Here is a 12,280-nt window from a genome sequence, read left to right as displayed (position 1 = left end):
CTGACGCCCCACCAGCCATCCACGACCACGCCGCGATCATGCGCGTGATCGGCGGCATCGTGCTTTGCATCCTGCTGGCCGCGCTGGACCAGACCGTGGTGATCCCGGCCGTGCCGGCCATCGCCACTGACCTGAACGGCTTCGGCCACCTGTCCTGGATCGTCACCGCCTACCTGATCGTCTCCACGGTGACCACGCCGCTGTACGGCAAGCTCTCCGACAGCTTTGGGCGGCGGCGCCTGTTGATGGTCGCCATCACGCTGTTCATCGCCGCGTCCGTGGCCTGTGCCATGGCGCAGTCGCTGACGCAGCTGATCTTGTTCCGGGCGTTGCAGGGCGTGGGTGGCGGTGGCCTGATGTCACTGGCGCAGGCCGCTATTGCCGATGTGGTGGCACCGCGCCAGCGCGGCCGCTACCAGGGCTACCTGGCCACGGTCTGGGCGGTGTCGTCGATCGCGGGGCCACTGGTGGGCGGCTGGGTGTCGGACCACATGTCGTGGCGCTGGCTCTTCTGGATCAACGTGCCGCTGGGGCTGCTGGCCATGGGCCTTTGCTATCGCGGGTTGTCGCAACTGCGCCCGCGCGGCGGCAAGCCGCGTGTGGACTGGCTCGGCGCCTTCCTGCTGGCCGTGGCCATCGTCGCCTTCCTGCTGGCAATGAGCTGGGCAGGCGAGGCCTTCGACTGGATCTCAATGGAGATGGCTGGCCTGCTGCTGCTCACGCTGGCTGCCGTGGCATTGCTGGCCTGGCAGGAGCGCCGCGCGCCCGATGCCATGCTGCCGCCCCGGCTGTTCCGCAACCGGGCCTATGTGATGGGCGTGGGCGCCTCGGCACTGGCCGCGCTCAATATCTTCTTGTGCATCTTCGCCCTGCCGCTGCATTTCCAACTGGTGCGCGATGCCGACGCGTCGATGTCGGGCCTGCTGGTGGTGCCGTTCCTGCTGTCCACCGTGGCCGGCAACTTCGTGGTGGCGTGGCTGGCGCCCCGGCTGGGGCGCATGCGCGGCATCCTGACCGGGGGCTACGTGGCGGCGGCCGTGGGGCTGGTCTCGCTGGCGACGGTGACGGCAGCCGTTCCCACGGCGCTGGTGCTGGTGGCGATGACCGTGGCAGGAATCGGCCTGGGCATGACCATGGTCGGTACGCTGATCAGCGTGCAGAACGCGCTGGAGCGCCGCGACATGGGCGCTGGCACAGGCGCCCTGCTGGTGCTGCGCTCCTTGGGCAGCGCCGTGGGCGGCGCGCTGGCCGGCACGCTGCTGGCCATGGAGTTCCGTGGCGCCCTTGCCACGGCGGGCGTCACGCAGGCGCTGGATTTGGGCGCGCTGCGCCATGGTAGCGAGGCGATGGCGCAGTTGTCGCCCGCCGTGCGGCAGGTGCTCGCGGGCGGCGTGGAGTCCGGCTTCCACCTGATTTTTGCGGCGGGCGCGGTGGCGGCCATCATCGCGCTGCTGATTGTACGGCGCATGCCGGATCTGGAACTGCGCAGCAGCGTGACCGAACACGCCGCAAAGATTCAGATGGAGTAATTGCCGCTTCGCGCCTCGTTTGATCGCCGTCAAGAGGGAAACGCTCACGCCTCATTACTTTCGCCCATTGGCCTATCACGGCAAACCGATAACGGCGGGAGTGGGATCATGAGCAATGTGTTGTACGAAGCGGACGGCCACGTGTGCCTGGCATTCACGGATCTGGTGGACGAGGGTGAGGGCGAGGCCGTCCAGAGCAATCAGTTCCTGGTGGTCAATAACGGTCATGCCGCGTTGATCGACCCGGGCGGGCAGATGACCTATAACGAGCTCTTCCTGACCATCGCCCGGTACTTCCCGCCCAAGCGGCTCGACTACGTGCTGGCATCGCATGCGGACCCGGACATCGTGGCGTCGGTGGGGCGCTGGCTGACGGCGTCCGACAGCCGCGTGCTGATCTCGCAGATCTGGGCGCGCTTTCTTCCGCATTTCTGCCAGCAGGGCAAGACGGCGGGCCGTATCCAGGCGATTCCGGACGCCGGCATGGTGCTGCCGATCGGCGACAGCCATCTGGTCTGCGTACCCGCGCACTTCCTGCATTCCGAAGGCAATTTCCAATTCTACGATCCGCGCAGCAAGATCCTGTTCTCGGGCGACCTCGGGGCTTCCATGACCTCCGGGGAGGAAGCCGCCATGGTGGTGACCGATTTCGACGCTCATGCCCCGAAGATGCTGGGGTTCCACCGCCGCTACATGAGTGGCAACCGGGCGTGCCGGCTGTGGGCCGCGATGGCGCGGACCATGGATATCGAATGGATCGTGCCCCAGCACGGCCCATCGTTCCGAGGCCGCGAGATGGTCAATCGCTTCATTGACTGGGTGGACCAGTTGCAGTGCGGGCTGGACCTGCTCCAACCCGGCCACTATCAGGTGCCGCCGATGCCAACCTGAGCCGACGACGCTCCATGTGGCGTCGTTGCCGCTCCGCGCCATGACGCCTTTTTGCCGAGCGCGTAGACTTGCCTCCATTCCCCTTCGATGGAGCCTGAAAACGATGCCTCGCCACCTGTCCCGTCCGCGAACCTCGGCCCAAGCCGTAAACATCAAGCGGCTCCAGCGCCTGGCGCTGATGGGCGCGTTGGGGGCGGCCGCCATCGCCAGCCTGCTGCCCAGCCCGGCTCGTGCCGCTGGCAAGGGCGTGGAAAAGATCACCGTCTCGGCTACGCAGGGCGGCAACTGTCCGGCTACGCTGGATTTCCGGTTTCCGCGCCTGCAGGACGAATCGCCGCAGAACCTTTGCCAGTACGCCGGCAAGGTCGTATTGGTGGTGAACACGGCGAGCTATTGTGGATTCACACCGCAGTACGAGGGCCTGGAGCAGTTGTACGCCAAGTACCGCGACCGTGGCCTGGTGGTGCTCGGCTTCCCGTCGAACGATTTCTCGCAGGAGCCGGGCTCCTCGAAGGAAATCTCGGACTTCTGCTACAACACCTACGGCGTCAAGTTCCCGATGCTGGGCAAGTCCCACGTGCGCGGCAACGAAGCCAATCCGATGTACGCGCTGCTGGCCAAGGAGTCCGGCACGGCGCCGAAGTGGAATTTCTACAAGTACCTGATCGATCGCAAGGGCAACGTGGTGGGCAGCTTCAACAGCATGGTCAAGCCCGACGACAAGCAGTTCGTGGCCAAGATCGAGGAACTGCTCGGCGCACGCTGATTCGGTTGATCTCCCTATTTCCCCCGCAATAAACGAGAGAGCAGAACGATGAAACTGGTCCGCGTAGGAAATCCCGGTGCCGAGCGCCCTGGCCTGATCGACCGAGACGGCCGCGTGCGCGACCTGTCGGGCGTGGTGGAGGGTATCGGCCCGGATCAGCTGGCGCCGGCCGCGCTGGCCAGGCTGGCGGCGCTCGATCCGACCACGCTGCCCGTGCTGGAAGGCCAGCGCCACGGCGTGCCCTGGACCGGCGTCGGCAAGATCATCGCCATCGGCCTGAACTATGCCGACCACGCCGCCGAGGCCGGCATGCCGTTGCCCGCCGAGCCCATCGTGTTCCTGAAGGCCACGACCTCGCTGAACGCGCCGGACGATGCGGTGATGCTGCCGTTTGAATCGGTGAAGACGGATTGGGAAGTGGAGCTTGGCGTGGTCATCGGCACCACGGCGCGCAATGTCTCGAAGGCGCAGGCGCTGGAGCATGTGGCCGGCTACTGCGTGGTCAACGATGTCTCGGAACGCGAGTTCCAGTTGGAGCGCGGCGGCACGTGGGACAAGGGCAAGGGCTGCGACACGTTCTGCCCGACTGGCCCGTGGCTGGTCACGCGCGATGAAGTGCCCGATCCGCAGAAGCTGGGCATGTGGCTGGACGTCAACGGCGAGCGCATGCAGAAAGGCAGCACCGCGACCATGGTCTTCGACGTGGCGACGGTAGTCAGCTATGTGAGCCGCTTCATGACGCTGGAGCCCGGCGACCTGATCGCCACCGGCACGCCGCCTGGGGTGGGCATGGGCTTCAAGCCGCCGCGTTATCTGAAGGCCGGCGATGTGATGACGCTCGGCATCGAAGGACTCGGCGAGCAGCGGCAGGCAGTGGTGGCTTACGCGCAGCGCTGATTGACGAGTGATCCATTGCGCGGACTGCGCGAGATATCGTCATATGAAAAATAACGGGGAAAATCGGCGTGCTGAGGGTTCCCCGCTGAAACATCGTCTTTCAAAGCGTCGCGTTTGCAAACAAAGCGTCCGTTAAGGGCAACAGTTTTGGGGCCATTTGGGGCGCTTTCGCACGAAATCGGCAATCGGGGTTTTACCCTTCGGGGTCGCGTGAAATACTGTTTCTACATGTCAGCCAAAAAGAGCAAGCCATGTCTGAACACGCCCCCGAAATCGAGTCGATATTAAAGACCGTCTCGATCCGCATCGCCAAGGACGCACCCACGCGTTCGTTCTGCTCCCTGCACGACACGCTCGATTCGCGCGATGAGTTGCAGGACATCCGTCGCAGCATTCACCAGCATCCCGAACTCGCGTTCAACGAAGTCCGCACTGCAGAGCTTGTGGCCAGCAAGCTCGAAGGGTGGGGCTACGACGTGACGCGCGGCGTGGGGGGCACCGGTGTGGTCGCCACGCTGCGCTCGGGCAGCGGCAGGCGCAGCGTCGGCATTCGCGCCGATATGGATGCGCTGCCCATCCACGAGCGCTCCGGGCTGCCGTACGCCAGCGTGCACGAAGGCAAGATGCACGCGTGCGGCCATGATGGCCACACGACCATCCTGCTTGGCGCGGCGCGACAGTTGGCGCGTACTCGCCACTTCAACGGCACGGTCCACCTGATCTTCCAGCCCGCCGAGGAAATTGGCGCGGGTGGCGGCGCGGAGCGCATGCTGGCCGATGGCCTGTTCGAGCGCTTTCCGTGTGACGCCATCTTCGGGCTGCATAACCATCCAGGTGTCGAAGCCGGTACCTTCATGTTCCGCGCGGGGCCATTCATGGCGGCGTGCGACACGGTCAATGTCACGATTCGCGGGAAGGGCGGCCACGCGGCGCGTCCGCATCAATCGATCGATCCGATCCTGGTGGCAGGCAGCCTGGTGATGGCGCTGCAATCCATCGTCGCGCGTAATGTCGATCCGAATGAAACCGCCGTGGTGACCATCGGCACGCTGCATGCGGGCCATGCCCCGAACGTCATCCCCGATAGCGCGCGCATGGAAATCAGCGTGCGATCGTTCAGCGCCGAGGTGCGCGCGTCGATGGAGTCGCGGATTCGCCAATTGGTGACCGCGCATGCCGAGGGGTACGGCGCCACGGCCGATATCGACTACGTGCGCGGTTATCCGGTGCTGGTCAACAGCGAAGCCGAGACCGCATTCGCGCAGCAGGTGGCCGAAGAACTGGTGGGCCCTGAGCGCGCCATCGGCAATTTCCATCGCATCGCGGGTAGCGAAGACTTTGCGTACTTCCTGCAGCAGCGTCCCGGCTGCTTCGTGCGGATGGGCAATGGCGCAAACCAGCCGCTGCTGCACAACGCGGGCTACGACTTCAACGACGAGAACCTGACAGTAGGCGCGGCCTACTGGACGCGGCTCGTGGAGCGCTACCTGTCGGAGTAATCGGGATCGGGCAGGTAGTTGTCTACTTGAAGAACGCGCTGGGCGGCACGCCGAATTGCCGCCGGAACATCGTCGCAAAGGCGCTGGGGCTTTCGTAGCCCATGTCGAGCGCCACGTCCACCACCTTGTCTCCCGCGGCCAGCCGCTGCAGCGCGGCCAGCAGACGGGCTTGCTGCCGCCACTGGCCGAACGTCATGCCGGTCTCGCGGGCAAAGCGCCGCTGGATGGTTTTCGGGTCCACGCCGATCCGCGTGCCCCAGTCCGCCAGTGTCAGGTCCGTGTCGGGGTTGGCCAGAATCTCGTCGCAGATTTCGCGCAGGCTGCCGTCGCCGGGGCGGGGCAGATGCAGCGGCAGGGTGGGCACGAGCTTGACCTCATCGAGCAGCAGCCGCATCAGCCGGCCGTCGCGCGAATCGGATTCGTATTCCGGGGGGACGTCGATGGCCGCGAGAATCAGCTCACGCAATAGCGGGGAGATACCAAGCACCGTGCAGCGCGCCGGCAGGTCAGGCGCGGCATCGGGGCGGATATAGGCCGTACGCATCTGCACGCGGCCCACCATGCGGATCCAGTGCACCGTGCCGCCGGGCATCCACATGCCGCGTGTGGGCGGCACGATCCACTGACCTTCTGCCGTGGACACCACCATCACGCCGTGCATCGCGTGGATCAGTTGCGCGTGCGGATGCTGGTGCGGACGGGTGATGTGGCCTGGCACATAGTCGGCGGCCATGGCCGTGACCGGCATCTCGCTGCGGTCGTACTTGAGGTAGGCGGGTTTGGCCGAATAGGTGTCGGCGCGATCTTCGGCAAGGGGATCGCGCGGGGCATCGGCAGGAAGCGGCAGGCTGCCCGGTGTGCCGTGGTCGATCCATGGCACCGGGGGCTGGACGCGCGGCGATGCGCGACGATCACGTGGCATGTTGCGTGCTGTCCCTGACTGTCCGTTTTGCGAAAGTTGCGGCCCCATTCTCGCAGGACAGGCGCTTGTTTGCCAATTAGCATCACACTTTCCAGAAGAGACAACTGGCCAATGCGCCCCCTGCACCATGAGCACAACCGTCAACCAGGCCCCCCAGGCGCCTAGCGCCGCCGCTGCCCAGCGCGAGGAAGGCACGCGTTTTCGCGTGCTGTACGCGATCAGTTTCGCGCACTTCCTCAACGACATGATTCAGTCGCTGATCCTTGCCATCTATCCGATGCTCAAGGGCGGCTTCAACCTGAGCTTCACGCAGATCGGCCTGCTGACACTGACTTACCAGATCACCGCGTCGCTGCTGCAACCCATCGTCGGCCTGTACACGGACAAGCATCCCAAACCGCATTCGCTGGCGATTGGCATGGGCTTCACGCTGGGCGGTCTGCTGCTGCTGTCCGTGGCGCCGACCTACGGCGTGCTCTTGGTGGCGGCAGCGCTGGTGGGTACGGGATCGTCGATCTTCCATCCGGAGTCGTCGCGCGTGGCGCGCATGGCGTCGGGCGGCCAGCATGGGCTGGCGCAGTCGATTTTCCAGGTGGGCGGCAATGGCGGCAGCGCCATGGGGCCGCTGCTGGCTGCGTGGATCGTGCATACGCAGGGCAGCGTGGCGTGGTTCTCGCTGGCCGCGATCCTGGCCATCGCCGTGCTGTGGCAGATTGGCGGCTGGTACGGACGCCATCTGGCCGAGCGTGCCGCAAAGAAGAAGGCGGCGGCGCCGGTGGCCAAGCTGCCGACATCCACCGTGGTGCGCGCCATCGCCGTGCTGCTGATGCTGATTTTCTCGAAGTACTTCTACATGGCGAGCCTGAACACGTACTACACGTTCTATCTCATGGAGAAGTTCGGGCTGCCGCGCCAGACCTCGCAGATCTACCTGTTCCTGTTCCTGTTCGCCGTGGCGCTGGGCACTATCCTGGGTGGCCCGATCGGTGACCGCATTGGCCGCAAGCGCGTGATCTGGGCGTCGATCCTGGGCGTGGCGCCGTTCACGCTGATGCTGCCGCACGCCAACCTGTTCTGGACGGCGGTGCTGACGGTGATCATCGGCTTCATCCTGGCGTCTGCGTTCTCGGCCATCCTGGTGTTCGCGCAGGAACTGATCCCTGGCAAGGTCGGCATGGTGTCGGGCCTGTTCTTCGGGTTTGCGTTCGGCATGGGCGGCATCGGCGCCGCAGTGCTGGGCGGCCTGGCCGATGCGCATGGCATCCAGACCGTCTACGCGCTGTGCGCCTACCTGCCGCTGCTGGGACTGCTGGCCGTCTTCCTGCCGGATCTGCGCGAGCGCGCCCGCGCGGCCTGACGGGCCCCGGCCGGGACGGGATGGGGAGCACGCCTGTCAGGGCGTCGACCTCCGTCCCGGTTTTGCGGCATCATGGCGGGCATGAAGTCCGCCGTGCCCCCGCTCCCCACGCCCGCCATGTCCTCCCGTCCCGCATGCACCCACTGCCTTGCCCTGGCCGATGACTCGCGCCGGCGCGAGCCGCATCCCTGCCTGGCCCTGCGCAATACCGCCCCGCTGGTGAGCCAGAGCGCCGCTGGCGTGCCCTTCAGCATGATGTCGTTCATCTGCCGCGAGTGCGGCACCTCCTGGCGTCTCTACGATCGCGCCAACGAATTGTTCGTGTCGTGGGTGCCCGAGCATCCGCTGGTGCGATAGTCCGGCCTCGGGTGCAATAGCCGATCGGCTAGAATGGCGCCCGTCCTATACCTCTCCACGCCCCACCGCCCATGGCCGCGCTCCGATTCCTGCCGCTGGTTGCCACTGCAATTTCCGCCACCTTCACCGTCTGCGCGCCCGCCGTGGCCGCCGACAACTACCCGAGCAAGCCGATCCGCATGATCGTGGCCTATCCGACTGGCGGCATCAGCGACGCCGTGGCGCGCGCGCTGGGCGAGAAACTCTCGCTGCAGATGGGCACGTCGGTGGTGGTGGAAAACAAGGCTGGCGCTGGCGGCTCGATCGGCATCGATGCCGTCGCCAAGGCCGCGCCTGACGGCTACACGCTGGGCTTTGCCTCGACCAGCCCGCTGACGCTCAATCCGCACGTGGGCCGCGTCAACTACGATCCGCAGCACGATGTGGCCCCCGTGATGAGCGTGATGTACTCGCCGGTGCTGGTCGTTGCCACGCCGAGCTTCACGGGCAAGACGTTCCAGGATGTCATTGCCCAATCCAAGGCCAAGCCGGGTTCGGTGCGCTGGGCGACTTCGGGCCTCGGCACCGTGGGTCACGTGATGCTGGAGCAGATCAAGGCGAAGTCGAAAGCCGACATCACGCTGATTCCTTACAAGGGTGCCGGCCAGCAGATGAACGACGCGCTCGGTGGACAGTTCGAGGTCATGAGCACGAACGCCAGCCCGATGCTGACGCAGCACATGCAGGCCGGCCGCCTGCGTGCCGTCGCCGTGGGCGCGCCCAAGCGCCTGGAAGCACTGCCGAACGTGCCGACCTTCGACGAACTGGGCTATCCGAAGGCCAACCTCACCTCGACCTTCGGCATCTTCGCACCAGGCAAGACGCCGGCCGCCATTGTCAACCGGCTCAATGCCGAACTGAACAAGGCACTGGCCGAACCCGAGGTGCGCGAACGCCTGCTGCGCGGCGGCGAAGTGCCCACGGGCGGCACGGCGGCGCAATTCTCCGCGGCCATCCGCACCGAATCCGCCGAGAACGCGCGCATCGTCAAGGAAGCGGGCATCAAGGCCGACTGAGACCGGATCTTTCCGGCGCGAACTCAGCCCTCAGCCCTCAGACCTCAGACGTAGTCCAGCCGGCTGCCCATCCGGTAGACGTTGCGCAGCATGACGCCGTTGAACGGCCACAGGCCGAGCTTGGTCCGCACGCGCGACAGGTGGCTGTCGATGGTGCGCGCCTGCTCGTCCATGCCGGGGTTGTGCCAGACCGCCTCGGCCATCATCTGCCGCGAGACAATCGCGCCGAGGTGGCGGAACAGCAGTAATGCCAGCGCATATTCCTTGGGCGATACGGTGACGCGCACATCCCTCACCCAGACCTCGCGCTGACCTACCCGAAACCGGAACTTGCCGCAGACCAGCGGATCGGGAACGTCGGTAAAGGCATCGCGGAACACCGGCGCCGCGCCCAGGCCGGCCACCGCGGCGCGCCGACCCAGCGCCTCGATGCGAGCGAGCAACTCGGCATGCCGCGCGGGCTGCGGCACATAGGCATCGGCGCCGGCTATGAGGCAGCGCGCCACCACATGCTCCGCATCGCTCTCGCCCAGCATCATCACCGGCACGCCGTGGCCCAGCGTGCGGCGAATCCAGTCCAGCAGCTTGTCGGCGTCGGTGCCCACCACGTCGCGGTCCAGCAGCAGCATGTCGTAGGGCTCGCGATGCATCGCCTCGACCATGCTCTGTCCGCAGCGAAAGCGCGCCACGCTGTGCCCGCCCGGATGCAGGGCGCGCTCCAGCACCATGGCCCGCGCCGGATTGTCTTCGAGCGCTGCAATCTTCAAGATGGGTTTCCTCGCTTGGGTTGGTCCTGCCGGAGAGGCCAGGTAATGCGGGCCATGGTAGGGCCGGCCACCTTGCGGAAGAAAGTAAACATTTGTGCCCGACGCAAAAATGAGCATCGTCTTATATGGTTTAGGGGCGGGATTGCATCTAATGGACGTCATGCCCATTCATGGTGCCCGGAGGCGGGGCACGACCACGCATGACAACCTCAGGTTTCGGTTTCAGGATTGCTTCCTTCGAAGGCGATCGCGCGGATGCCGCGCGCATTCGCGATGTCTGCGCCAGCGCGGGATACGAATGCACCACGTTCGCCGAAGGGCGTCGCATGCTGCTGGCCTTGCGCAAGGTCGAGTTCGACCTGCTGCTGCTGGAGTGGGAGGTGGCGGACCTCGACGGCATGGAGGTACTGCGCTGGGCCAGGCGGCATCTCGATCCGCGCCTGCCCATCCTGTTCCTGGCCAGGCATGGCGAGGAAGACGACATGGCGGCGGCGCTGGCGGCTGGCGCCGACGACTACATGGTCAAGCCGATCCGGCGCACGGAGCTTGTTGCGCGCATGGCCGCGCTGTTGCGTCGCGCGTATCCCGATGCCCGCGTGAACGAGGAGGCGCCGCTCACATGCGGGGCCTATACCTTCGATGTCATGGCTCGCCAGGTCTCGCGCCATGGTGCGCTGGTGACACTGACGCCCAAGGAGTTCGAACTGGCGCTACTGATGTTCCGTAACCTGGACCGCGTCGTGCCGCGCGAACACATGGTGCTGGCGATCTGGGGCCGCGATATCCCGCCGATGTCGCGCACGATCGACACGCATATCTCGCGCGTACGCAACAAGCTGGAATTATGGGAATGCCACGGCGTGCGGGTACAACCCATTTATACGTACGGCTACCGGCTGGAGCGCGTCGACGCACATGGCCAGCCGATGGCATCGGACGGAAGAGCGCGGCGCAAGACGGGATAGGGGAGGCGCAGGAATAAAAAAAGGCACCCGAAGGTGCCTTTCCCAAAATCAGCTGATCTGAAATGCCGATCAGAAAATGTGGCGGATGCCAGCGGCAACGCCGGTCTGATTGTTCTTGCCCGGCAGTTCGGTCTGCACGCCGCCGGTGACCTTGTTGAAGTCCACCGTGCCATAGACCTGGGTACGCTTCGACAGCGAGTACTCGGCCAGCAGGACGCCGGTGTAACGGTTGCCGCCATTGTCGGCCACGCCGTTCTTGTTCTTGATGTGGTCGCCGTAGAACACGCCGGTCAGTGCCAGGGCCGGGGTGGCCTGGTACGTCAGGCCGATGTAGCCGATGGTGTCCTTGCGCGGGTTGGCCTGGGCGTTCTGCGTGCCGCCGCCGGTGTACGCACGTGCGTTCAGCCAGTCGGTCGTGTCCAGCGAGCCGGTGCGGTCCTTGCCGCCAATGTAGCCAGCGAACAGCTTGGCCGCGCCGAAGCCGACCTTACCTGCTGCGCCCCACATTTGCTGCTTGTTGCCAGCCTGGTCACGCACTTCCTGGTACACGCCACCGAAGCCGAACGGACCGGTTTCGTAGGAAGCGCGCGCGCCCCAGTACGAATTGGTCGTGGCCGTGCCCTTCGTGAAGCTGCCCGGTGCTTCGCCAAAGCCGTAGCTGGCGCCAACGCTCAGACCCTGGAAGGAGCCCGAGTAGCTGATGACGTTGTCGTTACGGAACTTGGTCAGGAAGAACGGCCATGCGTTGGCGGTGTAGTTGCCGATCGTCAGCGGATCGTAGTCACCGAAGAAGTTAAACCCTTCCGTGTACTGGCGGCCCAGCTTGATGGCGCCAAAGTCGCCCGACAGACCGACGTAAGCCTGACGGCCGAACAGACGGTTGCTCTGGTTGGCGCGGCCGGTATCCGGATCGAAGCCGTTTTCCAGTTGGAAGATGGCCTTCAGGTTGTTGCCGAGGGCTTCGCTGCCCTTCAGGCCCCAGCGGCTGTTGGTCACGGCGCCGTTGGTCAGTTGAACCTGGCTGTGATTGGCAGCATCCGAGTTCGTGGTGTAGCGGACGCTCTGGTCGACAATACCGTACAGCGTGACGGACGATTGTGCGAAGGCGCTGCCGGCAAACAGCGAACCCAGTGCGAGGGCCAATAGCGATTTCTTCATGGTGCTCCTTTTCTGTCTTGTGGTTGGACTACACCGGATCACGGCGCGCCCATTTGAATGACGTTTGCTCTTAACGCCGCGAAAATTTATCAAAACACGGCTGATTCCGACATAAAT

Annotated in this window: 12 protein-coding genes; 9 read left to right on the top strand and 3 right to left on the bottom strand. The window is 65.2% G+C overall.

Features of this window, described 5'->3' with window-relative positions; all coding sequences use genetic code 11:
• Positions 1–38: 38 nt before the first annotated feature.
• The 5 genes from ABDB81_RS10635 (at position 39) to ABDB81_RS10615 (ending at position 5,582) form a co-directional block, all read left to right on the top strand.
• Positions 39–1,529 carry an MDR family MFS transporter gene (locus tag ABDB81_RS10635; protein ID WP_346811143.1) on the top strand — a complete coding sequence of 497 codons (1,491 nt, stop codon included), beginning with the start codon at positions 39–41 and terminating at the stop codon, positions 1,527–1,529.
• A 108-nt stretch (positions 1,530–1,637) separates the two neighbouring features.
• Positions 1,638–2,420, top strand: coding sequence for an MBL fold metallo-hydrolase (locus ABDB81_RS10630; protein WP_137925830.1), 783 nt, complete (start codon positions 1,638–1,640; stop codon positions 2,418–2,420).
• A gap of 178 nt (positions 2,421–2,598) precedes the next feature.
• Positions 2,599–3,186: a glutathione peroxidase gene (locus ABDB81_RS10625; protein ID WP_160473186.1), complete on the top strand. Its 588-nt coding sequence runs from the start codon at positions 2,599–2,601 to the stop codon at positions 3,184–3,186.
• Between the two features lie 48 nt (positions 3,187–3,234).
• On the top strand, positions 3,235–4,083 hold the full coding sequence (locus ABDB81_RS10620) for a fumarylacetoacetate hydrolase family protein (RefSeq protein WP_160471114.1): 849 nt from the start codon (positions 3,235–3,237) through the stop codon (positions 4,081–4,083).
• A gap of 251 nt (positions 4,084–4,334) precedes the next feature.
• Complete coding sequence (locus ABDB81_RS10615) at positions 4,335–5,582, top strand: M20 aminoacylase family protein (protein WP_346811023.1); 1,248 nt, start codon at positions 4,335–4,337, stop codon at positions 5,580–5,582.
• Positions 5,583–5,604: 22 nt separating this feature from the next.
• Here ABDB81_RS10615 and ABDB81_RS10610 read toward each other — a convergent pair whose 3' ends face one another.
• Positions 5,605–6,504 (bottom strand): helix-turn-helix transcriptional regulator, encoded by a 900-nt coding sequence (locus ABDB81_RS10610; protein WP_137925827.1) that lies wholly within the window; start codon positions 6,502–6,504, stop codon positions 5,605–5,607.
• Between the two features lie 127 nt (positions 6,505–6,631).
• Here ABDB81_RS10610 and ABDB81_RS10605 point away from each other — a divergent pair, with 127 nt between their 5' ends.
• From ABDB81_RS10605 to ABDB81_RS10595, 3 genes are all read left to right on the top strand, one after another.
• Positions 6,632–7,861 (top strand): MFS transporter, encoded by a 1,230-nt coding sequence (locus ABDB81_RS10605; protein ID WP_137925826.1) that lies wholly within the window; start codon positions 6,632–6,634, stop codon positions 7,859–7,861.
• 72 nt (positions 7,862–7,933) lie between these two features.
• A complete protein-coding gene (locus ABDB81_RS10600) occupies positions 7,934–8,218 on the top strand; it encodes a hypothetical protein (protein WP_137925825.1) in 285 nt (94 codons plus the stop codon).
• 71 nt (positions 8,219–8,289) lie between these two features.
• Positions 8,290–9,273, top strand: a complete 984-nt coding sequence (locus ABDB81_RS10595; protein ID WP_137925824.1) for a tripartite tricarboxylate transporter substrate binding protein — start codon at positions 8,290–8,292, stop codon at positions 9,271–9,273.
• A gap of 44 nt (positions 9,274–9,317) precedes the next feature.
• Here ABDB81_RS10595 and ABDB81_RS10590 read toward each other — a convergent pair whose 3' ends face one another.
• Entirely contained in the window at positions 9,318–10,040 is a 723-nt protein-coding gene (locus ABDB81_RS10590) for a response regulator transcription factor (protein WP_137925823.1), read from the bottom strand.
• A gap of 200 nt (positions 10,041–10,240) precedes the next feature.
• Between ABDB81_RS10590 and ABDB81_RS10585 the strand changes: the two genes are divergently transcribed.
• On the top strand, positions 10,241–11,005 hold the full coding sequence (locus tag ABDB81_RS10585) for a response regulator transcription factor (protein WP_137925822.1): 765 nt from the start codon (positions 10,241–10,243) through the stop codon (positions 11,003–11,005).
• Between the two features lie 69 nt (positions 11,006–11,074).
• On the opposite strand, the gene ABDB81_RS10580 is transcribed toward ABDB81_RS10585, so the two are convergent.
• Positions 11,075–12,163 carry a porin gene (locus ABDB81_RS10580; protein ID WP_137925821.1) on the bottom strand — a complete coding sequence of 363 codons (1,089 nt, stop codon included), beginning with the start codon at positions 12,161–12,163 and terminating at the stop codon, positions 11,075–11,077.
• Positions 12,164–12,280 lie beyond the last annotated feature (117 nt).

This window comes from Cupriavidus sp. DL-D2, from assembly GCF_039710735.1.
GTDB lineage: Bacteria > Pseudomonadota > Gammaproteobacteria > Burkholderiales > Burkholderiaceae > Cupriavidus.
This window is presented reverse-complemented; position numbering and strand designations above follow the sequence as displayed.